This is a genomic window from Pseudomonas sp. P179, assembly GCF_000478485.2.
GTDB lineage: Bacteria > Pseudomonadota > Gammaproteobacteria > Pseudomonadales > Pseudomonadaceae > Pseudomonas > Pseudomonas aeruginosa.
The window spans coordinates 3,914,745-3,936,440 of record NZ_KI517354.1; the positions used below are offsets into that span (position 1 = coordinate 3,914,745).

At 67.1% G+C, this 21,696-nt stretch carries 17 protein-coding genes; 9 read left to right on the top strand and 8 right to left on the bottom strand.

Annotation, left to right across the window (positions count from 1 at the left end; genetic code table 11):
* Positions 1 to 64 precede the first annotated feature (64 nt).
* The 6 genes from HMPREF1224_RS30480 to HMPREF1224_RS30505 all read left to right on the top strand — a co-directional run bounded on the left by HMPREF1224_RS30480 (position 65) and on the right by HMPREF1224_RS30505 (position 7,395).
* Positions 65 to 685, top strand: a complete 621-nt coding sequence (locus HMPREF1224_RS30480; RefSeq protein WP_031628475.1) for a YqiA/YcfP family alpha/beta fold hydrolase — start codon at positions 65 to 67, stop codon at positions 683 to 685.
* Positions 686 to 696: 11 nt separating this feature from the next.
* The gene (gene parE / locus HMPREF1224_RS30485) at positions 697 to 2,586 is read left to right on the top strand and encodes a DNA topoisomerase IV subunit B (RefSeq protein WP_003102062.1); all 1,890 of its coding nucleotides are present in this window, start codon (positions 697 to 699) and stop codon (positions 2,584 to 2,586) included.
* Positions 2,586 to 3,599 carry an esterase-like activity of phytase family protein gene (locus tag HMPREF1224_RS30490; RefSeq protein ID WP_003095689.1) on the top strand — a complete coding sequence of 338 codons (1,014 nt, stop codon included), beginning with the start codon at positions 2,586 to 2,588 and terminating at the stop codon, positions 3,597 to 3,599. The genes parE and HMPREF1224_RS30490 overlap by 1 nt, the downstream gene beginning before the upstream one ends.
* Positions 3,596 to 4,120, top strand: a complete 525-nt coding sequence (locus HMPREF1224_RS30495) for a retropepsin-like aspartic protease family protein (RefSeq protein ID WP_003116165.1) — start codon at positions 3,596 to 3,598, stop codon at positions 4,118 to 4,120. The genes HMPREF1224_RS30490 and HMPREF1224_RS30495 overlap by 4 nt, the downstream gene beginning before the upstream one ends.
* Positions 4,121 to 4,127: 7 nt before the next feature.
* Complete coding sequence (parC, locus tag HMPREF1224_RS30500; RefSeq protein ID WP_003095687.1) at positions 4,128 to 6,392, top strand: DNA topoisomerase IV subunit A; 2,265 nt, start codon at positions 4,128 to 4,130, stop codon at positions 6,390 to 6,392.
* A gap of 292 nt (positions 6,393 to 6,684) precedes the next feature.
* Positions 6,685 to 7,395, top strand: coding sequence for a PqiC family protein (locus HMPREF1224_RS30505; protein WP_003110318.1), 711 nt, complete (start codon positions 6,685 to 6,687; stop codon positions 7,393 to 7,395).
* Positions 7,396 to 7,452: 57 nt separating this feature from the next.
* Here HMPREF1224_RS30505 and HMPREF1224_RS30510 read toward each other — a convergent pair whose 3' ends face one another.
* Entirely contained in the window at positions 7,453 to 7,989 is a 537-nt protein-coding gene (locus tag HMPREF1224_RS30510) for a metal-dependent hydrolase (RefSeq protein WP_010793705.1), read from the bottom strand.
* Positions 7,986 to 9,524, bottom strand: coding sequence for a YtjB family periplasmic protein (locus HMPREF1224_RS30515; protein ID WP_003095683.1), 1,539 nt, complete (start codon positions 9,522 to 9,524; stop codon positions 7,986 to 7,988). The genes HMPREF1224_RS30510 and HMPREF1224_RS30515 overlap by 4 nt, the downstream gene beginning before the upstream one ends.
* A gap of 220 nt (positions 9,525 to 9,744) precedes the next feature.
* Between HMPREF1224_RS30515 and serB the strand changes: the two genes are divergently transcribed.
* The gene (gene serB, locus HMPREF1224_RS30520; protein WP_003095681.1) at positions 9,745 to 10,959 is read left to right on the top strand and encodes a phosphoserine phosphatase SerB; all 1,215 of its coding nucleotides are present in this window, start codon (positions 9,745 to 9,747) and stop codon (positions 10,957 to 10,959) included.
* Between the two features lie 86 nt (positions 10,960 to 11,045).
* Here serB and fimX read toward each other — a convergent pair whose 3' ends face one another.
* The 5 genes from fimX to HMPREF1224_RS30545 all read right to left on the bottom strand — a co-directional run bounded on the left by fimX (position 11,046) and on the right by HMPREF1224_RS30545 (position 18,601).
* Positions 11,046 to 13,121: a cyclic di-GMP-binding protein FimX gene (gene fimX / locus HMPREF1224_RS30525; protein ID WP_003095680.1), complete on the bottom strand. Its 2,076-nt coding sequence runs from the start codon at positions 13,119 to 13,121 to the stop codon at positions 11,046 to 11,048.
* A 64-nt stretch (positions 13,122 to 13,185) separates the two neighbouring features.
* Positions 13,186 to 15,009: a cyclic-di-GMP receptor FimW gene (gene fimW / locus HMPREF1224_RS30530; protein ID WP_010793706.1), complete on the bottom strand. Its 1,824-nt coding sequence runs from the start codon at positions 15,007 to 15,009 to the stop codon at positions 13,186 to 13,188.
* 317 nt (positions 15,010 to 15,326) lie between these two features.
* Positions 15,327 to 16,196: an archaetidylserine decarboxylase gene (asd, locus tag HMPREF1224_RS30535; protein ID WP_003095677.1), complete on the bottom strand. Its 870-nt coding sequence runs from the start codon at positions 16,194 to 16,196 to the stop codon at positions 15,327 to 15,329.
* A gap of 3 nt (positions 16,197 to 16,199) precedes the next feature.
* Complete coding sequence (gene rhdA / locus HMPREF1224_RS30540) at positions 16,200 to 17,015, bottom strand: thiosulfate sulfurtransferase (protein ID WP_003102047.1); 816 nt, start codon at positions 17,013 to 17,015, stop codon at positions 16,200 to 16,202.
* Between the two features lie 74 nt (positions 17,016 to 17,089).
* The gene (locus HMPREF1224_RS30545) at positions 17,090 to 18,601 is read right to left on the bottom strand and encodes an HDOD domain-containing protein (RefSeq protein ID WP_003102046.1); all 1,512 of its coding nucleotides are present in this window, start codon (positions 18,599 to 18,601) and stop codon (positions 17,090 to 17,092) included.
* Between the two features lie 140 nt (positions 18,602 to 18,741).
* On the opposite strand from HMPREF1224_RS30545, the gene motA reads away from it, so the two are divergent.
* Positions 18,742 to 19,593: a flagellar motor stator protein MotA gene (motA, locus tag HMPREF1224_RS30550; protein WP_003123573.1), complete on the top strand. Its 852-nt coding sequence runs from the start codon at positions 18,742 to 18,744 to the stop codon at positions 19,591 to 19,593.
* 19 nt (positions 19,594 to 19,612) lie between these two features.
* Positions 19,613 to 20,656, top strand: a complete 1,044-nt coding sequence (gene motB / locus HMPREF1224_RS30555) for a flagellar motor protein MotB (protein ID WP_003095673.1) — start codon at positions 19,613 to 19,615, stop codon at positions 20,654 to 20,656.
* Between the two features lie 3 nt (positions 20,657 to 20,659).
* Here the strand turns inward: motB and rsgA are convergent, their stop codons facing one another.
* Complete coding sequence (gene rsgA / locus HMPREF1224_RS30560) at positions 20,660 to 21,679, bottom strand: small ribosomal subunit biogenesis GTPase RsgA (protein ID WP_003113927.1); 1,020 nt, start codon at positions 21,677 to 21,679, stop codon at positions 20,660 to 20,662.
* Positions 21,680 to 21,696: the final 17 nt, after the last annotated feature.

Below are 21,696 nucleotides of genomic sequence, written 5' to 3' on the forward strand. Positions count from 1 at the left end.
GAAGCCTGGAAGCTGTTACCGTTCGGCTTTCCCTACCGAGTTGAAGCCCATTAGCCCGTTCCCGATGACCGCGACCAGCCCATCCCTGCTGTATATCCACGGCTTCAACAGTTCGCCCGAATCGCACAAGGCGCGTCAGCTGCAGGCGGCCTTCGGCCACTTGGGCCTGGCCGAAGGCCTGCGCGTCCCGGCCCTGCACCATCACCCACGGCAGGCTATCGCCCAGTTGGAGCGGGCCATTGCCGAGCTCGGGCGACCGGTGCTGGTCGGCAGCTCCCTGGGTGGCTACTATGCGACCCATTTGGCGGAGCGCCATGGCCTGGCGGCGATCCTGGTCAATCCGGCGGTCGCCCCGCATCGCTCCTTCGACGGCTACCTGGGCGCGCAGACCAACCACTACAGCGGCGAGACCTGGGAACTCACCGAGGACCACGTGGCGGCGTTGGCCGAACTGGAAGTCACGCACCTGCAACGTCCCGAACGCTACCAGGTATGGCTGCAGACCGCCGACGAAACCCTCGATTATCGCGTCGCGCAGGCCTTCTACCGAGCCTGCGTGCTACGTATCCAGGCCGGCGGCGACCACGGTTTCCAGGGCTTCGCCCGGCACCTGCCGGCGCTGCTGGCGTTCGCCGGCTACCCGTCGGCGCTGTGGCGCGACACCGACTTTTCGACTTTTGACTGAATAGAGACCCCATGGCTACTTACAACGCAGACGCCATCGAAGTCCTTTCCGGCCTCGACCCGGTGCGCAAGCGCCCGGGGATGTACACCGACACCACCCGCCCCAACCACCTGGCCCAGGAAGTCATCGACAACAGCGTCGACGAAGCCCTGGCCGGCCACGCGAAGAGCGTGCAGGTGATCCTGCACCAGGACAACTCGCTGGAAGTCATCGACGATGGCCGCGGCATGCCGGTGGACATCCACCCGGAAGAGGGCGTGCCGGGCGTCGAGCTGATCCTTACCAAGCTGCATGCCGGCGGCAAGTTCTCGAACAAGAACTACCAGTTCTCCGGCGGCTTGCACGGGGTCGGCATCTCGGTGGTGAACGCGCTCTCGACCCGGGTCGAGGTACGCGTCAAGCGCGACGCCAACGAGTACCGGATGACCTTCGCCGACGGCTTCAAGGACAGCGATCTGGAAGTCATCGGCACGGTCGGCAAGCGCAATACCGGTACCAGCGTGCATTTCTGGCCGGATCCGAAGTATTTCGATTCGGCGAAGTTCTCGGTCAGCCGCCTCAAGCATGTGCTCAAGGCCAAGGCGGTGCTGTGCCCGGGCCTGAGCGTGGTGTTCGAGGACAAGAACACCGGCGAGCGCGTCGAGTGGCACTTCGAGGACGGCCTGCGCTCCTACCTGACCGACGCGGTCGCCGAGCTGCCTCGCCTGCCGGACGAACCCTTCTGCGGCAACCTCGAAGGTTCCAAGGAAGCGGTGAGCTGGGCCCTGCTGTGGCTGCCCGAGGGCGGTGAGTCGGTGCAGGAAAGCTACGTCAACCTGATTCCCACGGCCCAGGGCGGCACCCATGTGAACGGCCTGCGCCAGGGCCTGCTCGACGCCATGCGCGAATTCTGCGAGTTCCGCAACCTGTTGCCGCGCGGCGTCAAGCTGGCGCCCGAGGACGTCTGGGAACGGATCGCCTTCGTCCTCTCGATGAAGATGCAGGAACCGCAGTTCTCCGGGCAGACCAAGGAGCGCCTGTCGTCCCGCGAGGCGGCGGCGTTCGTCTCGGGCGTGGTGAAGGACGCCTTCAGCCTGTGGCTCAACGAGCACGCCGAAATCGGCCTGCAACTGGCGGAACTGGCGATCAGCAACGCCGGGCGTCGCCTCAAGGCGGGCAAGAAGGTCGAGCGCAAGAAGATCACCCAGGGGCCGGCGCTGCCCGGCAAACTGGCCGACTGCGCCGGACAGGAACCGATGCGCGCGGAACTGTTCCTGGTCGAGGGCGACTCCGCCGGCGGCTCGGCGAAGCAGGCGCGGGACAAGGAATTCCAGGCGATCATGCCGCTGCGCGGAAAGATCCTGAACACCTGGGAAGTGGACGGCGGCGAGGTGCTCGCCAGCCAGGAGGTCCACGACATCGCGGTGGCCATCGGCGTCGATCCGGGTGCCAGTGACCTGGCCCAGCTGCGCTACGGCAAGATCTGTATCCTCGCGGATGCCGACTCCGACGGGCTGCACATCGCCACGCTGCTCTGCGCGCTGTTCGTCCGCCATTTCCGCCCGCTGGTGGAAGCCGGCCACGTCTACGTGGCGATGCCGCCGCTGTACCGCATCGACCTCGGCAAGGACATCTACTACGCCCTCGACGAAGCCGAGCGCGACGGCATCCTCGAGCGCCTGGCCGCTGAGAAGAAGCGCGGCAAGCCGCAGGTCACCCGCTTCAAGGGCCTTGGCGAAATGAATCCGTTGCAACTGCGCGAGACCACCATGGATCCGAATACCCGGCGGCTGGTCCAGCTCACCCTGGAGGACGCCACCGGAACCCTGGAGATCATGGACATGCTGCTGGCCAAGAAGCGCGCCGGTGACCGCAAGTCCTGGCTGGAAAGCAAGGGCAACCTGGCCGAGGTGCTGGTCTGATGCGCCGCCTGCTGGCCATCCTCGGCCTGTTCGGGGGCCTGGTCCAGGCGGCCGAGGCGCCGCCAGAGCCACCGGTTCCGGCAGCCTTGAGCTTCATCTCGGAACATGCGGTGGAGGGCATGCGCGGCGGCAACCTCTCCGGGCTGGCCTGGTGTGGCGGCGCGCTGTGGACGGTTTCCGACCGCGACGACGACCGCCTGTATCGCCTGCAACCCTCGGCCGAAGGCTCCGACCAGCCCTGGCAGGCCGAGGCCGAGAGTTTCATCGCTCCGACCCCGCCGGACAGCGGGTTGCCCTGGGGCATGAGCACGCGGGTCTGGCTCAGTGGCCTGGTGCGCGGCGGCAACCTCGACTTCGAAGGCATCGCCTGCGATGCCGCCGGCAATCGCTACCTGGTCAGCGAGGCGCACGCGGCGGTCCTGCAACTGCCGGTGAGCGGCGCGCCGAACTGGCTGCGCCTGCCGCCCGGGCTGCTGCCGCAAGCGCGGGCCAGCGGCATGCTGATGAATTTCAACGCGCTGTTCGAAGGGATCGCCGTCGACCCCGAGGGCAAGCGCCTCTGGCTGGCTGCCGAGCGCGAGCGCCGCGGCCTGCTGGTGGCCCACCGCGACAACAGTGCCTGGCGCTGCGAGGGCAGCTGCGTACTGCTCGCCGAGGGCGGCAAGATCGAGCCGCCGCCGGAACTGGGCAGCGCGCGCAAGCTGCCGAAGGATTTCTCCGACCTCGCCTTCTACCGCGGCAAGCTGTTCACCCTGGAGCGCCTGGCGCATCAGATCTGTCGCCGCGACCTGGCCCAGGCCAAGGTCGAGCGCTGCTGGTCGTTCGCCTCGGCGGTCCTGGCGCCGGAGCGTCGCTACGAGCTGCCTTATGGCGTCGCGGAAGCCCTGTCGCTGGACGACAAGGGCGCCTGGCTGGGCATCGACAATGGCGACCATGCGCGCGCCGATGGCGATGTGCGGCCCTTCGTCCTGCGCTTCGCCGCGCCCGCCGGCGGCTGGTTGGGGGACAAGTGACGCAACAGGCGCCCGGTCAGCGGCTGGGACGGATCATGCTGGTGCTGGCCTGGGTCGCCGGGCTGGCGCTGGCGACGCGCTATTTCGGCGTCTGGGAAGATCGACAGCGCAACCCGAACCAGGCGCCGCAATCGATCCATGGCGACGGCTACGTCGAGTTGCGCCTGGCCAGCAGCCGCCAGGGCCATTACCTGCTGAACGGGCAGATCAACGGCCAGGGCGTGACCTTCCTGCTCGATACCGGGGCGACCCAGGTGGCGGTGCCGGAGGCCCTGGCGGCAAGACTCGCGCTGGAGCGCGGCGCGCCGATCACCCTGAGCACGGCCAACGGCCGCGCCACGGGCTGGCGCACGCGGCTGGACCAGCTGCAACTCGGCGATATCCGCCTGTCCGGGGTCGCGGCGCTGATTGCGCCGGGCATGGACGGCGATGAGGTGCTACTCGGCATGAGCGCCCTGAAACAACTCGAATTCACCCAGCGCGACGGCACCCTGGTGCTGCGCCAAAACACTTCTCCGTGAGGTACGCATGAGCGAATCCCTCGATCTGAGCCTGGAAGGGGTCGAACGCCGGTCGTTGGCCGAGTTCACCGAGCAGGCCTATCTGAACTATTCCATGTACGTGATCATGGACCGCGCCCTGCCGCATATCGGCGACGGCCTGAAACCGGTGCAGCGACGCATCGTCTACGCCATGAGCGAACTGGGGCTGGATGCCGATTCCAAGCACAAGAAGTCGGCGCGCACCGTCGGCGACGTGCTCGGCAAGTTCCACCCGCACGGCGACTCGGCCTGCTACGAGGCCATGGTGCTGATGGCGCAGCCGTTCTCCTATCGCTATCCGCTGGTGGACGGCCAGGGCAACTGGGGGGCGCCGGACGATCCCAAGTCCTTCGCCGCCATGCGTTATACCGAGGCGCGCCTGTCGCGCTATTCCGAGGTGCTGCTCAGCGAACTGGGCCAGGGTACCGTGGACTGGGTACCGAACTTCGACGGCACCCTCGACGAGCCGGCCGTGCTGCCGGCCCGCCTGCCCAACCTGCTGCTCAACGGCACCACCGGCATTGCGGTGGGCATGGCCACCGACGTGCCGCCGCACAACCTGCGGGAAGTCGCGTCGGCCTGCGTGCGCCTGCTCGACCAGCCGGGCGCGACGGTCGCCGAATTGTGCGAACACGTGCCGGGCCCGGACTTCCCCACCGAAGCCGAGATCATCACCCCGCGCGCCGACCTGCAGAAGGTCTACGAGACTGGCCGCGGTTCGGTGCGCATGCGCGCGGTGTACCGCGTCGAGGACGGCGACATCGTCATCCACGCCCTGCCGCACCAGGTGTCCGGTTCCAAGGTGCTGGAACAGATCGCCGGGCAGATGCAGGCCAAGAAGCTGCCGATGGTGGCCGACCTGCGCGACGAGTCGGACCACGAGAACCCGACCCGCATCGTCATCATCCCGCGTTCGAACCGGGTCGATGTCGAAGAGCTGATGACCCATCTGTTCGCCACCACCGACCTGGAAACCAGCTACCGGGTCAACCTGAACATCATCGGCCTCGACGGCAAGCCGCAGGTCAAGGACCTGCGCCAGTTGCTCTCGGAGTGGCTGCAGTTCCGCATCGGCACCGTGCGTCGACGCCTGCAGTTCCGCCTGGACAAGGTCGAGCGCCGCCTGCATCTGCTGGATGGCTTGCTGATCGCCTTCCTCAACCTCGACGAGGTGATCCACATCATCCGCACCGAGGATCAGCCCAAAGCGGTGCTGATGGAGCGCTTCGAACTCAGCGAGGTGCAGGCCGACTACATCCTCGACACCCGCCTGCGCCAGTTGGCACGCCTGGAAGAGATGAAGATCCGCGGCGAGCAGGAAGAGTTGCTGAAGGAGCAGAAGCGCCTGCAGACCCTGCTCGGCAGCGAGGCCAAGCTGAAGAAGCTGGTGCGCGAGGAGCTGATCAAGGACGCCGAGACCTACGGCGACGACCGCCGTTCGCCGATCGTCGCCCGCGCCGAGGCCCGTGCGCTGTCGGAAACCGAGCTGATGCCCACCGAACCGGTGACCGTGGTGCTCTCGGAAAAAGGCTGGGTGCGTTGCGCCAAGGGCCACGACATCGACGCCGCCGGCCTCTCCTACAAGGCCGGCGACGGCTTCAAGGCCGCCGCGCCGGGACGCTCGAACCAGTATGCGGTGTTCATCGACTCCACCGGGCGCAGCTACTCGCTGCCGGCCCACAGCCTGCCGTCCGCGCGAGGCCAGGGCGAGCCACTCAGCGGCCGGCTGACGCCTCCGCCGGGGGCCAGCTTCGAATGCGTGCTGCTGCCGGACGACGATGCGCTGTTCGTGATCGCTTCCGACGCCGGCTATGGTTTCGTGGTCAAGGGCGAGGACCTGCAAGCCAAGAACAAGGCCGGCAAGGCCCTGCTCAGCCTGCCCAACGGCTCCGCCGTGGTGGCGCCGCGCCCGGTGCGCGATGTGGAGCAGGATTGGCTGGCGGCCGTGACGACCGAGGGCCGTCTGCTATTGTTCAAGGTCTCCGACCTGCCGCAGCTCGGCAAGGGCAAGGGCAACAAGATCATCGGCATCCCCGGCGAACGCGTGGCCAGCCGCGAGGAGTACCTCACCGACCTGGCTGTTCTGCCAGCCGGGGCGACGTTGGTCCTGCAGGCTGGAAAGCGTACCCTGTCGCTCAAGGGCGACGACCTGGAACACTACAAGGGGGAGCGGGGCCGGCGAGGCAACAAGCTGCCGCGCGGTTTCCAGCGCGTCGACAGCCTGCTGGTGGATATTCCGCCACAGGATTGAAATGAGCCGTTACCGGTCTCCGATCTCTCGCATATCCGCAAGAGAATGGCGAAAGCGGCCTCTTCCGAGGCCGGCTTTCCGGGGGAATGTCGTCTCCCTGGCGGGTTCCGCCGGGTTTTCCCCTGACGCAGGTGGTCCGAAACCGGTTTCGGAATACGCTCTGCCTCTGGAGCTATGGCGCTGGTTAGGGGATGATACGCCCCTTCGGCCGCCGTTTCCGATGGCGGGTGGCCAGTAGAATTCAAGTCTTGCATCAGTAGTGCCGATCTTCGGCGAAATACGGTGGTTCTCGATGAGCGCGTGGCGCGTCTTCGCATGTCTTTCCCTCGTCAGCCTGCTCGGGCTGACGGGTTGTGCGGTCCATCCGCCGGCCCAGCTCTACCAGTTGGACGTCGGTGCTGCCGCAGTACCGAAAAAGGATGGCGGTGCGGCCGTCCTGCTCGGCCCGGTACAACTGGCCGACTATCTCAAGCGCGATGTGATGGTGCAGCGGCAGGCCGACGGTATTCTCAGCCTGTCCACCGACGCACGCTGGGCCGGCAACCTGGAGACCAATGTCAGCCAGCAACTGCTGCGGCAGATGTCCAGCGAGCTGGGCAGCAGCCGCCTGGCGCTGTTCCCGGAAAAACCTGGTTTCACCCCCCAGGTCCAGGTGATGCTGACCATCAGTCGCCTCGACTCCGGCCCCAAGCAGCCGGCGGTGATCGAGGCGCGCTGGCGCCTGCTGGACCAGAAGGGCGACCTGAAGGATAGCCGGGTGTTCCACGAGGAAGAACGGCACCAGGGCAGCATCGGCGACCAGATCCGTGCCCAGAGCGACCTGCTCAAGCGCCTGGCGGCGCAGTTGGCCAAGGACGTCAAGCCGATCGCCGTGGCGGCCGAGGCGCCGCCGCCGGCGACCGCGCGCAAGCCGGTGGCCAAGCCGAAGGCCAAGGAAGAGGAAGGTCCGAAAATGCCGCTGGTGGTGCCGATTCGCACCGATGCCGAGGTCTATCGGTTCTGATTGTCGAGAGCCGACCAGGAACAAGCCCCGCCGAAGCGGGGCTTTTTCGTTTCGGCGTCAGCGTGAGCGGCGCAACAGGAAGCGCAGGGCCATGCCGGCGAGCGCCAGCAGCAGGCAGGGCAGCCAGACCCAGCGCGCCTCCGATTGCAGCACCAGCAATCCGCGTTCGCTGAGGAAGCGCGACAGACCGATCGGCGACACGGCGATCGGATGGAAGGGCATGAAGTAGCGGGCGTCGCTCCAGGGCCAGAACCAGGCGACGCCCAGCCCGCCATTGGTCATCGCGTCCAGCAGGCTGTGCGAGGCGGTGGCCAGCGCCACCCACAGCCCGGCTTTCAGCGGTCCGCTATGCAGCGGCCGGCAGGCGAGGGCGGCGAGCGCGCCGAGGATCGCGGCGAACAATAGCGAATGGCTGAAGCCGCGATGGCCGAAGGCATCGTGATAGGCGATGCCGAGCTTGAAGGCGACTACGTCGAAGTCCGGCAGGCAGGCGGCGAGCATGCCTGCCAGCAGCAGGCGTGGCGGGATCACCCGGCTGCCAAGGACCAGTCCCACCGCCAGGACCGGCAGCGGGTGGGTGATCAGGGTGGTCACGGGCGGGCGCGGTCGTGCATGCGCGCCAGTTGGCGCTCGAGCATCGACGGATACGGCTCCAGCAGACGCTCGACGCAGCAGGCTCCTTCCGGACTGGCGATGGCGCGGATACGGGCGCGCTCGCGGACCACCGCGTCGTCGGCGATGCTGCGTTCGACCAGCAGCAGGTTGCGGCTGTGCTGGTTGAGGGCGAGGGCGTTCTGCACGGTTTCGTTGAGCAGCAGGTCGGCCTGGGTCTGTTCGCTGAGGTCTTCGCCGAGGCTCAGGCCCAGTTGCAACTGCAAGGTGATGCCGCTGTCGGCGACCTCGATCTGCAGGGCATGGCCGAGCGCGCGCATCAGTTCACCGCAGCAGAGCGCGTTGGTCAGGTAGTCGGCGCGGTTGTCGCGGCTGTGGAAGAGAATCAGGCTGCCGCCGTCGCTGAGCGTGTGCAGGCTGCCCTTGTACTGGCGGGCGGCCTGTTCCAGGCAGTCGCGATAGCGTTGCAGGAGGTCCACCAGGCGGCTGCGCGGCAACCGGCGCAACTGTTCCTGGGCGCCGAGCTGGATCGCCAGCACCGCACTGTGTTGCGGTTCGCGCGCAGCGGCGGGCGCCGCGGGCTGGTCCCCGGCTTCGGCTCCGTTCTCGTCGAAGGCGTCCTGGTCCAGCGGGTCTTCGTCGATGGAGGTGAATTCCACCGGCTTGGTCTCGTCCAGCAGGGCGTCGCCCAGCGGAATGTCGTCTTCCTCGAAGGCCGAGGCCTCGACCTTGCGGCTGCGCAGGTCGGCTTCGTCGTCTTCCAGCAGGATGTCGTCGAAGTTCTGCGGCAGCGGTGCTTCTTCCGGCTCCGGCGCCGGCGGCTTCTCCGGCACCAGGCGCTCTTCCAGGTCGCGCGCCAGGTCGCCCAGCTCGTTCTGCAGTTCGGCGCCGGGGGCCGGATTGTCCGGATCGCGCAACCAGACACGCAATTGCAACAAGGGTGTGGAAATCTGCCGCCCCAGGCGCAGGCTGAAATACAGGGCGAGGATCAGCAGGATCAGGCTGATCAGGCCCATGCTCTGCAGGCTGATCATCATCGGCTGCTGGAACTGCTGCATGTCCAGGCTGATGCGCAGGTGCCCGGCGATCACTTCCTGGAAGGTGATCGGCGTCGAGTACAGGCCTTCGGTGGCGCCGAGCAGGCTCTGCTTCGGACGGCTGCCGGCCTCGGCGAGGATGCGCTGGTCGACGCTGTAGATCGCCGCATGGGCCACCAGCGGGTTCTTCACCAGGTTGTTCAGCAGCACGTTGAGGCTAAGGATGTCGTTGGACACCAGCAACTCGGTGGCGGACGCGGCGGTCTGGGTGATCAGGCTCTGGCCCAGGGCATCGGCCTGCTGCTGCATGGCCTGGCGAAACTGCATGCCCATGACCCAGGCGTAGATCAGCAGGGCCAGGGCCACCAGGATCAGGCTATGGCTGGCGAGCCGCAGGGCGATCGGGACGCGGCGCTGGCGCAAGGCACGAAACAGCAGGAGGAAGAAATTGTCGGGCTTGACGGACGTGGGCCGGGTCACAGGGGGCTCGGTCTTCTGAAATAGAGGTATCGCGCAGTATAACCAGCGCCCCCCGAGGGGCAAAGGGCCGTTGACGCGCTTTCCAGGCCGCCGCGCGGCGGTTTCGCGGGTTTTCCCGGTCGGTTCCGACCGGTGGTGATGGCAAATGCCCGGCTCTGCGTCTCTCGGGTGTGCGGGAAAGCGGGTAGAATGGCGTCTTTTACCTGGCGGAGCTTACGCCTTGCGCGAAATTGTCCTGATCAACATCACCGGGGAAGACCGCCCCGGTCTCACCGCTGCCATCACCGGCGTACTGGCCCAGGGCGGGGTGAACATCCTCGACATCGGCCAGGCGGTGATCCACGACACCCTGTCGTTCGGCATCCTGGTGGAAATCCCGGATACCGAGGCCGGTTCCTCGGTCCTCAAGGACGTGCTGTTCACCGCCTACAAGCTGGACCAGCAGGTGCGCTTCACCCCGGTCTCGGAAGAGGACTACCGGCAATGGGTCGACGGCCAGGGCAAGGCGCGGCACATCGTGACCCTGCTCACCCGCCGGGTGACTGCCGAGCAACTGCAGAGGGTCAGCTCGATCACCGCCAAGTACGCGCTGAACATCGACCACATCGACCGTCTCTCCGGGCGTATGCCGCTGGACATGCCCGCCGACCAGGGCAAGGGCTGCATCGAGTTCTCGGTACGCGGCGAACCGGCCGATCCGGCGGCGTTGCGTGCGGAATTCCTCAGCGTCGCCCAGGAATTGAACGTCGACATCGCTTTCCAGCAGGACAGCGTGTTCCGCCGCAACCGCCGGCTGGCGGTGTTCGACATGGATTCGACGCTGATCGAGGCGGAAGTCATCGACGAACTGGCCAAGGCCGCCGGCGTCGGCGAGAAGGTCGCCGCGATCACCGAACGGGCGATGCGCGGTGAACTGGACTTCCGCGCCAGCTTCAAGGAGCGCCTGGCGCTGCTGCAGGGACTGTCGGAAGACGTACTGGAGGAGATCGGCGCCTCGCTGCGTCTGACCGAGGGTGCGGAAACCCTGTTCGCCGAACTCAAGCGCCTGGGTTACAAGACCGCCATCCTGTCCGGCGGCTTCACCTATTTCGCCCGTCAATTGCAGGCGAAGCTGGGGATCGACTACGTGTTCGCCAACGAGTTGCAGATCGTCGACGGCAAGGTCACCGGGGTGGCGGTCGAGCCGATCGTCGATGCCCAGCGCAAGGCCGACCTGCTGCGCGAACTGGCGGCGAAGGAAGGCCTGAGCCTGGAGCAGACCATCGCCGTCGGCGACGGCGCCAACGACCTGCCGATGCTCGGCCTGGCCGGCCTGGGCGTGGCGTTCCGCGCCAAGCCGCTGGTCAAGCAGTCGGCCAAGCAGGCGATCTCGACCCTGGGCCTGGACGGCATCCTCTACCTGCTCGGCTACCGCGACCGCGAAGGACGAGCCTGAGGCCGGCGGGCGTCTCTTGCCGGTCCGGCAGCCACGAACCAGGTCGGTAGAGCGGAAAAGCAACGGGCGCCCAGGGCGCCCGTTCTTCATTCGTCTCCCGAGGAGAAGTCGTAGTCCATCGCCTGGCTCGGCCCCTGCAGGTAGTAGCCCTGGATGTAGGTGGCGCCGGCTTGCCACAGGGTGGCGAGGACGCTGGCGCTCTCGACGAAGGGGACGATGCTGAGCTTCTGCTGTTCGTGCAGTTCGGCGATCAGGCCCTTGAGGATCTCCTGGTTTTCCACCTGGTTGAGGTCCTGGACGAAGGAACCATCGATCTTGATGAATTGCACGGTCAGGTGCTTCAGCGCGTTGAACGGGTTCAGCGAGCAGCCGAACTGGCTGATCGCCGCCTGGCAATGCAGGGTGGCCAGGCCCTGGGTCAGTTGCTTGGCCTGCTTCAGATAGCTGGTGGCGTCGGCTTCGCTGATCTGGAACACCAGCGACTCCGGCGGCAGGCGCGCGGCCTTCAGCGCCACCCCGAGCCAGGGCAGCAGGCCGGGGTCTTGCAGGCTCGCGCTGGACAGGTGGACGAACAGCTTGGTCTGGTGCCCCTTGGCGCGATGCTCGGCGAGCAGCTTGATCGAATTGAGGATCACCCAGCGGTCGATCTTCTCCGCCAGCCCGGCTTCCTTGGCGGCATGCAGGAACTCCGCCGGCGGCACTTCCTGGCCCTGCGGATTGAGCAGGCGCAGGAGCACCTCGTAGTTCTCGTGGCTGTCGCCGCGCAGGCTGATGACTGGCTGGAACAGCAGGCGGAAGCTGTTGGTCTCCAGCGCCTGCTGGAGGATCGCGATGACGTCGCCGCGCTGGGCGGCGGCGGCAAGCTCTTCCGCCGGGTTGTACTGCTTGATCTGCGACCCGCCCTTGCGTGCCGCGTCATCGGCGCAGCGATGCGCACGGTTCATCACGTCCTGGGCCTTGGCGGTCTTCTCGTCGAGACCGGCGACGCCGATGCTGAGGGTGGCCTGGGCGCTGCGGCCGTTCAGCTCGAAAAGGTGGTTCTCGACTTTCTTCAGCAGTCGTTGCAGCGCCGCTTGCGCCTGCTCGGGAGTCTTGCCCTTGAACAGGGCGGCGAAGATCGAATCGCCGAAACGCGCCAGGTCGGCTTCCTCGCCGAACTGTTCACGCATCAGTCCGGCCAACTGGCCGAGCAGCAGGTCGATCCCGGAAAGCCCGTGGTCGGCCTGGAGCGAGGGGTAGCCGTTGAGATGGATATAGGCCAGGGTCGACGGCTTGCGGGCGGTCACCGCCTGCTGCACGGCGGCATCCATCAGGTCGAGGAAGTGGCTGCGGTTGTAGAGACCGGTGACCGGGTCCTGGCTGCTGACTTCGCGGAGCTTTTCTTCCAGCTCGGCGTTGTCGACCTCGCCGCGGATCACCACCTGGATGCAGGGTTCGCCGTCGTACGTGGCGGCGGAGAGGCTGATGCGCGCCTTGAATTCCTGGCCGTCGAGCTTGACCCCGGTGCAAACCAGTTCGGTCTGGCGCTGGTCGTTCTGGTAGCCCTTGAGGAAATCCTTGAAGGCGCCCTGGTCGCAGGAGGCGATCAGGTCGATGACCGGCAGGCCTTCCAGTTCCTCGGCGTCCTCGTAGCCGAACAGCGCCATGTAGGAGCGGTTGGCGTAGATGTGCATGCCGTCGTGGACGTAGGTGATGGCGTCGACCGAGCTGTCGAGCAGCAACTGGCAGCGTTTTTCCGCCTCGCGCAGGGCGAGTTCGGCGGCGCGGCGCGCGCGGCGTTCGGCGAGGCCGGCCAGCTCGCGGTTGGCGACCAGCACCAGGCGCTCGTCCTCGCCTTGCGGCAGGGCGTCCTGGGCGCCGAGCATCAAGGCGTCGGTGATGGCGTCGGAGCTGTTGTCGGCCACCAGCTGGATGAACGGGATGTCGCGCGACTGGCGGCGCAAGGTGGCGAGCGCCTCGCCGGGCTCGAGACACTCGCTGGTCGGCGCGGCGATCAGCAGGTCCCAGCTTTGCTGGAGGGTTTCGGCGAGGTCCTCGGGAGAGGTCAGTCGATGTACGCGGGTCGCGTGGCCGGCATTGCGGAACAGACTGACCAGGCGTTCGGCTTCGTTCTGCGAGTCTTCCAGAATCAGCAGGCGGATGGTTTTCTTTTCGATGGCCATGGAAAGGGCTCAGTCCGCGTCCGGGCGGGCGCGAAAAGACGGCGAATGGAGGTGTCGGGGCAATCTACAGAGACTTCCAGAGCGAGTCAAAATCTTCCTCCCCCGCAGGCGGCCGGGCCACTGGCGCTGTGACCGGCTTATCGCTCGGGGTGTTCACCGGTTCCGCCGAGCGGTATTCGAACTGGCTGAAGCTGCCGGTCGAGGCCTGCCGGCGATTCAGCACCGCGCGCCGCTCCTCGCCGTGCAGGTTGATCTGCACCCGGCTGCCCTCCTGGAACGGCAGGCGCGGGGTGATCACCGTCGCCGGCCGCGAGATCGCGGCGATCGCCGGCAGCAGCAGGGCGCGCAGGTAGTGGCTGCTCTGCTCGGTCTTGCGCAGCAGTTGCAGGCCGCAGGGCTGTGCCGCCGGGGCGATCATCTCGATGCCCATCTGCGTGCCGCCATTGCGTACCTGGCGGATCCAGCGCACCACCGCGATGCTCCACGCCTGGCCTGGAAGGTCCTGCAGGCCGACCAGTTCGCCCGCCTGCAGTTGGGCGGGCACCTCCTTCGGCCAGCTCAGGCAATAGCCGCCGGGGCTGTGGTTGACGATGGGCAGGGCGTAGGTCGGGTAGTCCTCGGTGGCGTCAGCCTGTGCGTGGGCCTGCGGGTGCCCGGGTTGCACACTGCGGGGCGACTGGTGCGGGCGGTACTCGATTTCCTCCAGCGGCATGCCGGGCTGCCAGTCGGTGACCTTCTGTGCATCGAAGGCGCCGGCCCAGGCGTCCTGGACGTCGGCCTTGAAGCGAGGCGCCTCGGGCGCTTCCTGGATCTGCAGGACCTCGTTGAACGGGCGGCGCCCGGCGAGGAAGTAGTGCAGGGCGCTCATGCCGATGCACAGGGTCAACTGGCCCTGGCCCTGGGTGCGCTGGAAGGTACGTTCGGCGATGTCACCCCAGGCCGAGGAGAGATGTTGCAGCAGGTCCAGGGTCACCCCTTCGATCAGCGGCAGGCGTGCTTTCGCGCGTTCGGCCTCGGGCTGCAGCAGGTATTCGCGGATCAGCTCGACCAGCGGCTGGGTGTCGATGCCCAGGGCACTGGCCAGTTGGGTCTCCGGGTACAGCGAACGGTAGCGCGGCGGGCCGTCGATCTGCGGCACGGCGATGAACAGCGAGCCGGGCAGCGTCGCGCTCTGTATCGACAGCAGCTGGCTCCAGGGTTCGAGCACCTCGGCGAGCCGTGCAATGTTGTTCTGGCGCATCTGGTTGCAGCGCGCGCAGCCGAGCAGCAGCGGAATCAGGTAGGCCTGCTCGACGCTCAGGCCGGGGGTGTGCTTGGCCAGTTCGTCGCGCACCGCGAGACGATGCACGCCGCGCTGGCTGGCCAACTGGTAGAGCTGGTGGAGTTCCAGCCAAAGCCCCTCGGGGACCGGGCAGTACAACTGGCTGGCGCGGATCAGCGGCCCGCACAGGCTGCGGATCGCCCGCTGGATGCCGACCGCGAGCAGCTGCGCGCGGTCGCGGCTGTTGCGCGGCGCTTCCTGGACCACGATCAGCTTGTAGCCGATGGCCAGGTGGTTCTGCAGGGCCTGGCAGAGGTTGGCGATCTTGCGCGGCCGTTCGTCGAGGACGATGGCCTGGTTGAGGAAGTGCCGTTCCAGGTGGGCGCAGACGAAATGCACCTCTGGACGGAACAGTTCGAGCAGTTGCAGGCGGGCCTCGACGGGCAGCACCAACTGGTTGAGTTCGATCAGGCCCTGGTAGAGCTGGCGCGCGGTTTCCCCGAGGTTGGCCTTGGGCAGGTGCGCCAGCCAGTACTTGATGTCCTTCGGGGTGGCGTCGCAGAAGCTCAGGTTCTGCTGCGTCGGAGTGGGGACGCGCAACGAGAGGTGGGGGCTCTGGTATTCCATGGGGGGTTAGACGGCTCCGCTACTGAAAAGGCTCTACGGGGGGATGAAGCCCCGGAGAGGTGCCGGACTTCCGATCGCCGCGGCTGCGCCTCCTCTTTCTTAACACGGGAGGCGGGTTCATCGTCGTGGCCAGGTCAGGAACTGTGCGGCAGTCCGCTTTCCTGACCGAGGGGTCGGCACAGGCTCGATAGGACCTTTCCGAACTCTAGCAGCATCGAAATGGACCCGCAGCCTTCGGACGCCACGATCCCGCCGGGAGGTCCCGGCGGCGGGGAGAGACGGGACGGAGGCGCTCGGGGCGCTCCGTCCCGGCGAGGTCAGGACTGTTTCGGCAGTGCCAGGCATTCGCCCATGCGCACCGGGCTCGCTGCCCCGAGGCCGTCGTTGAACGCGACCTGCTGCGGGCCGAACAGGACGATGGCGGTGGAGCCCAGCTTGAAGCGACCGAGCTCGGCGCCTTTTTCCAGGCGGATCGGCGCACGGGCGGCTTCGTCGTAGCGGAAGGTCTTCAGTTCGCGCTTCGGCGGCGTAACCAGGCCGGCCCAGACGGTTTCGATGGAGGCTACGATCATCGCGCCTACCAGCACCACGGCCATCGGACCGCGCTCGGTGTCGAACAGGCAGACCACCCGCTCGTTGCGGGCGAACAGCTCGGGAACGTTTTCCGCGGTGGTCTGGTTCACCGAGAACAGCCGGCCGGGAACGTAGACCATCTCGCGCAGGGTGCCGGCCAGCGGCATGTGCACGCGGTGGTAGTCCCGGGGGGACAGGTAGACGGTGGCGAAGTCGCCGCCCATGAAGGGCGCGGCCAGTTCGGCGTCGCCGCCGAGCAGTTCGGCCAGGCTGTAGCTGTGGCCTTTGGCCTGGAATATCCGTCCGTGCTCGATCGGGCCGAGCTGGCTGATCGCGCCATCGGCCGGGCAGAGCACCGCGCCGGGCTCCTGGGCCAGCGGGCGGGCGCCATCCTTCAGGGCGCGGGTGAAGAAGGCATTGAAATGTTCATAGGCCTGCAGGTCCTCGACCTGCGCTTCGCGCATGTCGACCTGGTAGCGCCGGGCGAACCAGGCGATCAGGCGGTCCTTGAACCAGGTCGCCCGGCAGTCGGCGGCGAAGCCGATCAGCCGGGACAGCAGGTGGTGCGGCAGCAGGTACTGGCTGCAGATGAACAGACGATCTTTGAACGACATTCCTCAAACCTCTACAGGGGTATCGGGGTGGTTGCCCCATTCCGACCAGGAGCCGGCGTAGCCTTTGACCCGCGGGTAGCCCAGCGCCTTGGCCACCAGGTAGGTGAAGCCGGAGCGATGGTGGGTCTGGCAGTGGGTGATCACTTCCTTGTCCGGCGTGATGCCGAGGTCCTCCAGGACTTCGGCGATATCCGCGCGGATGCGCAGGGCGCGAGCCGGGTCCATGCCGGCGGTCCATTCGAAATTGATTGCGCCGGGCACATGCCCGGCCTTCGCGGCGAGCACCTTGGTACCGGCGTATTCGCTGGGGTTGCGCGCATCCCATACCGCCAGGTCGGCGGCGCCGAGGCGGCTTTGCAGGTATTCGCGGGTCGCGCTGGGCTCGTCGTGCAACGTCAGCGGCAGCGGGCCGCCGACAGGCGCCGGGACCTCGCGGTCGAGCGCCTGGGCGTCGGCGATCCAGGCCGGCAGGCCGCCGTTGAGATAGTGGTAGCGGTGGTGGCCGATCACGTCCAGCAGCCAGATGAAGCGGCCCGCCCAGCCGCCGCCTTCGTCGTCGTAGACCACGTAGGTCGCCTCCGGGCGGTGGCCCAGCTCGCCGAACAGGGCTTCCAGGTCGGCCTTCGCCGGTAGCAGGCCGGGTGCCGGGGGTTGTCCCCACTGGGTGCGTTTGGGGTCGACGAAACGCGCGCCGGGGATATGCCCTTCGGCGTAGCGGGCGGCACTGGTCAGGTCGACCAGGATCAGCTCGGGCGCGCCCAGGCGCGGCGCGAGGTCGCTGGGCTCGATCACCAATGGCAGGTCGGAGAAAACGGACATGCGAGTACCCCCGGGTTGAAGAAGGGCAGCAGTTTAACGGAAAGCGCGCCCGACCAGTGTGCCGGGCATGTCCCTCATTCCGTGCGGCGCTGGCGGCCGAACTGCTGGATCGCGCGCTCGGTGCACTGGGCGGTCTTGGCGAAGGCCTGGGCATGCAGGTCGCTGAACGGCTGGCCGCCGAGGTCGGCCAGGACCAGCATCACCACCCGCGAGCCGTTGCCCAGCGAGCGCAGCAGCAGGTGAGGCCCGGGGAACAGTTGGCGCAAGGGTTCGCCGAGGGCCGGCAGCAACTGGTCCTGGTTGTTCGGGCCGATGCGCAGCAGGGCGGGTTGCTGGAACAGTTTCTTCAGCAGCGGGCTGCTGGCAATCTCCAGTTGCAATTTCTCCTGGCCCGGTTCGAGTCCGGCGCTCTGCTGCGCCAGTACGTGTACCTGGGTGCGATCGGCCACCAGCAGCAGCATCCTTTGCAGGCCGCAGGCGCGCAGCGCATCGCGGGCACAGGCGGTGAGCTGCACCACGTTGCTGAACGGGCTGGGCTCCCGGAGCAACTCGGCGCAATGCTGCCGCCACTCGGCCAGGGCTTCCGCCGAGGGCGGCGGCGGGGGTGCCGCTTCGGCACGCCAGCGGCTGGCCTGCCAGGGCCAGATCAAGGCCACCGCTGGATGCCACAGCGGCGGCCGGGCGTGCAGGCGCGCGCTTTGCGCGGCGAGCATGTGCACCTGCTGCTGGACTTCGGTCAGCGGCTGGCCCAGGTACAGGCCGGTCAGGCGCTGCCAGCGCAGCATGTGCGGCCCGTCCCAGCTCTGGTGCGCGGCGATGGCCAGGCCATTGGCGAGGAGAGTGCAGTTGGCCGGCTGGGTCAGCCAGCGGGCGAGATCGGGCTGGGCATCGAGTTGCTGTTGCTGGAGCAGGGGCGACTGATGGTCGCGGGCGATACGCAGGGCTCGAACCAGCAAGCGACGGTCGCAGGCGAGCAGGCGATAGCCCTGGATGACCCACTGCGGTAGCCGCCAGCGTTCGGCCAGCGCCAGGCAGATCGGCAGCAGGCGCATGCCCAGCAGTTCGCGCTCCACTCGCAGGGTCGGTTCGCCCTGTACCAGCACGCGTTGCTGCCATTGCTCCAGTAGCTGCGGGCGGGCGTTGGCCAGCGCCCAGACCGGAGCCATGGTCAGCAGGCTGCCCCAGTGGATTTCCTGCCAGAGCCTGGCCAGGCGCGCGCCGAACAGGCCGCTGGCCTGCTGCATGGCGTGCTGGCTGATCAGCAACATCTGCCCGAGGACCCTGGGCATCTCCGCATCCTGGATGCTCGGCAGGGTCTTCAGAAGTTGGCTCGCGCGCGCCAGGCCGAGGCGGCTGAGGGCCACCTCCAGGCTTTCCGCGGGGTTGTCGCGGGCGCTCTCGGCGCGATTGGCCTCGCGCAGGATGGACAACGCCAGCGTCGGGCTGCCCTGCAACTGGTCGGCGATCTCGCGCAGCGAGCGGCGGCTGTCGCTCAGCGCGGCGTGCAGGCCGGCATAGTGGCTGGCGGGGATCGGCAGGGGTTGCCGGTCGAGCTCTTCGAGCCAGGCGGCGAGGCGGTCTGTCATGGGTGTCGGGCTCGGTGTCGGCGAGGCGGCGAACTGGCTTTTCGAGTATTCGGACTATAGTCTTGCGGCTAGCAACCGATAACAAGAGGGAGCCTAGCAGTCCCCCTCCTTATCCTGTTCATTTCGCACGTCCGGTCCTCATGTCAAAAATCATCGGCATCATCGTCGTTTTCGCCAGTGTCCTCGGGGGCTTCCTGCTCTCCGGCGGCAAGATCGGCGCCATCATCCAGCCCTTCGAGGTCCTGATCATCGGTGGCGCGGCACTGGGGGCGTTCCTCCAGTCCAACCCGGGCAGCACGTTCATGGTGGTGCTGAAGAAAGCGCCGAAGATGTTCAGCAACCGCTTTACCCAGACCTACTACCTCGAGGTGCTGGGCATGCTCTACGAGATCCTCAACAAGAGCCGGCGCGAAGGGATGATGGCGATCGAGGCGGACATCGAGGACCCCGCGGCCAGTCCCATCTTCAGCAAGTACCCCGGCGTGCTGAAGGACGAGCGGATGACCGCCTATGTCTGTGACTACCTGCGCATCATGTCCTCCGGCAACATGGCGCCGCACGAGCTGGAAGGCCTGTTCGACATGGAGCTGTCCAGTCTCAAGGAGGACCTGGAGCATCCGTCCCACGCGGTGACCAAGGTCGCCGACGCCCTGCCGGGCTTCGGTATCGTCGCCGCGGTACTCGGCATCGTCATCACCATGGCGTTGCTTGGCGAAGGCAGCCAGGCGGAGATCGGCCACCACGTCGCCGCCGCCCTGGTGGGTACCTTCCTCGGGATTCTCGCCGCCTACGGCTTCGTCGGCCCGCTGGCGGGCGCCCTGGAGCACGATGCCAAGGAAGAGTTGAACATGTTCGAGGCGATCAAGGCCTGCCTGGTCGCTTCCGCTTCCGGCATGCCGCCTTCGCTGGCCGTCGAGTTCGGCCGCAAGGTGCTGCTGCCCGCCCATCGGCCGACCTTCGCCGAGCTCGAGCAGGCCGTGCGTGGCCGCTGAGTGGAGGCACTGTCGATAGATGGACAATAACCAGCCGATCATCGTCAAGCGCGTCAAGCGCTATGCCGCCGGCCACCACGGCGGCTCGTGGAAGATCGCCTTCGCCGACTTCGCCACGGCGATGATGGCGTTCTTCCTGGTGCTCTGGCTGCTGTCTTCGGCCACCCCGGAGCAGAAGAAGGCGATTTCCGGATACTTCCAGGACCCCATCGGTTTCAGCGAAAGCGCCAGCCCCTACGTCATCGACCTCGGCGGCACGCCGACGCCGGCGCCGGACAAGACCCTCAATCCGCAGGTCCAGGCCCAGCCGGACTCCAACGAAAGCCGGATCAGCCCCGAGCAGGACCACCAGGTCAACGCCGACCAGGCCGAGAACCTCGCCGAGCAGGTTGAGCGAGAGCGCCTGGCGCTGCTGCTGCAGGAGTTGCAGAACAAGGTCGACGAAAATCCGATGCTCAAGGACTTCAAGGACCAGATCCACTTCGAGATCACCCGCGACGGCCTGCGCATCCAGATCGTCGACGCCGCCAACCGGCCGATGTTCGACCTCGGCAGCGCGCGCCTGCAGCCGTATTTCGAGGACATCCTGCTGGCCATGGCCGAGACCATCCGCCAGGTGCCGAACAAGATCAGCATCAGCGGCCACACCGACGCCAAGCCCTATGCCGGCAACGGCGACTTCGGCAACTGGGAGCTATCGGCCAATCGCGCCAACGCCGCGCGCCGTGCGCTGGTCGCCGGCGGCTATCCGGAAGGGCAGATCGCCCAGGTTGTCGGCTATGCCTCGGCACGCCTGTTCGACGACAAGGACCCGCTGAACCCGGTGAACCGGCGGATCGACATCGTGGTCCTGACCCGCAAGGCGCAGAAGGCCATCGAAGGCGAGACCGGCGCTCCCGAAGCCAGCGCCCCTGCGGCTGCCCCGGGCGAGCAGCCGAAGCCGGCTGCCGAGGCACCGGCGGCGGGCGCGCAACCTTCGCTACCGGCGGACGAGGTGCAGAAGAAGCTCAACCTGTTCGACGACGGCGGCAGCCTGAAGCTGGAGCAGATCAAGGGCGACTGAGGTTCAGTAGTCCGTTTCCGGCATGCTTGCCAGAATGTGCCGGTAGCTGGCCATGCGTTGCGGCATGATGCGCCCGTCCTCCAGGGCCTGGAGCAGGGCGCAACCTGGTTCACGGTCGTGCTTGCAGTCGCGGAAGCGGCAATGCCCGAGCAGGTCGCGGAACTCGATGAAACCGGCCTCGACATCGTCTCGCGACACGTGCCCCAGGCCGAACTCACGGATGCCGGGCGAGTCGATCAGGTCGCCGCCGCCGGGAAAATGGAACAGTCGCGCGGTGGTGGTGGTATGGGTGCCCTTGCCGGTCACCGTGGAGAGGTCGCCGACACGTGTGTCGACACCTGGCAACAAGGCATTCACCAGCGACGACTTGCCCACCCCGGACTGCCCGACGAAGACGCTCACGTGACCGTCCAGCGCGCCGCGCAGTTCGTCCATCGCCAGGCCATTGAAGGCCGACACCTCGATCAGCGGGTAACCCAGGGTGCGGTAGACATTCAGCAGCGCATCGATGCCTTCGGCATTGCTCTCGTCGACCAGATCGGCCTTGTTCAGCAGCAGCAGCGGCTGGATGCCGGCATGTTCGGCGGCGATCAGGTAGCGGTCGATCAGGTTGGCGTGCGGTTCGGGACGCGGGGCGAAGACGATGACGATGCGGTCGACGTTGGCCGCCACCGGCTTGAGCAGCCCGCGCATGTCCGGGCGGCACAGCTCGGAGCGGCGCGGCAATTGCGCGACGATCACGCCGATGCCCTGGTTGCCGGCGCGCCAGACCACCTGGTCGCCAGTCACCAGTGCCGGCAGGTTGGCGCGCAGGTGACAGCGGGAAACCTGGCCGTCGGCGGACTCGACCTCTACCTGAACCCCGAAATGAGCGATCACCTGGCCGGTCTGCTCCGGTCCCAGGTCGCCGCCCTCCAGCTCTTCCACGGCACGCGACTCGCGACGGGCCGCCCGGGCCGCGCGTTCTTCCTGGATCTTTTCGATACGCCAGCTCTGCCGGCGGGTCAAGTGGCGTTTGGCCATGATGCGTCCGCATGAAA

What these genes read in the sequence shown, in the direction of transcription:
- parC (WP_003095687.1), top strand. Translation starts at nt 4,128, where the DNA reads ATGAGCGAATCCCTCGATCTGAGCCTGGAAGGGGTCGAACGCCGGTCG.
- rsgA (WP_003113927.1), bottom strand. Translation starts at nt 21,679, where the DNA reads ATGGCCAAACGCCACTTGACCCGCCGGCAGAGCTGGCGTATCGAAAAG.
- parE (WP_003102062.1), top strand. Translation starts at nt 697, where the DNA reads ATGGCTACTTACAACGCAGACGCCATCGAAGTCCTTTCCGGCCTCGAC.
- HMPREF1224_RS30490 (WP_003095689.1), top strand. Translation starts at nt 2,586, where the DNA reads ATGCGCCGCCTGCTGGCCATCCTCGGCCTGTTCGGGGGCCTGGTCCAG.
- fimW (WP_010793706.1), bottom strand. Translation starts at nt 15,009, where the DNA reads ATGGAATACCAGAGCCCCCACCTCTCGTTGCGCGTCCCCACTCCGACG.
- asd (WP_003095677.1), bottom strand. Translation starts at nt 16,196, where the DNA reads ATGTCGTTCAAAGATCGTCTGTTCATCTGCAGCCAGTACCTGCTGCCG.
- motA (WP_003123573.1), top strand. Translation starts at nt 18,742, where the DNA reads ATGTCAAAAATCATCGGCATCATCGTCGTTTTCGCCAGTGTCCTCGGG.
- rhdA (WP_003102047.1), bottom strand. Translation starts at nt 17,015, where the DNA reads ATGTCCGTTTTCTCCGACCTGCCATTGGTGATCGAGCCCAGCGACCTC.
- motB (WP_003095673.1), top strand. Translation starts at nt 19,613, where the DNA reads ATGGACAATAACCAGCCGATCATCGTCAAGCGCGTCAAGCGCTATGCC.
- HMPREF1224_RS30545 (WP_003102046.1), bottom strand. Translation starts at nt 18,601, where the DNA reads ATGACAGACCGCCTCGCCGCCTGGCTCGAAGAGCTCGACCGGCAACCC.
- fimX (WP_003095680.1), bottom strand. Translation starts at nt 13,121, where the DNA reads ATGGCCATCGAAAAGAAAACCATCCGCCTGCTGATTCTGGAAGACTCG.
- HMPREF1224_RS30505 (WP_003110318.1), top strand. Translation starts at nt 6,685, where the DNA reads ATGAGCGCGTGGCGCGTCTTCGCATGTCTTTCCCTCGTCAGCCTGCTC.
- HMPREF1224_RS30480 (WP_031628475.1), top strand. Translation starts at nt 65, where the DNA reads ATGACCGCGACCAGCCCATCCCTGCTGTATATCCACGGCTTCAACAGT.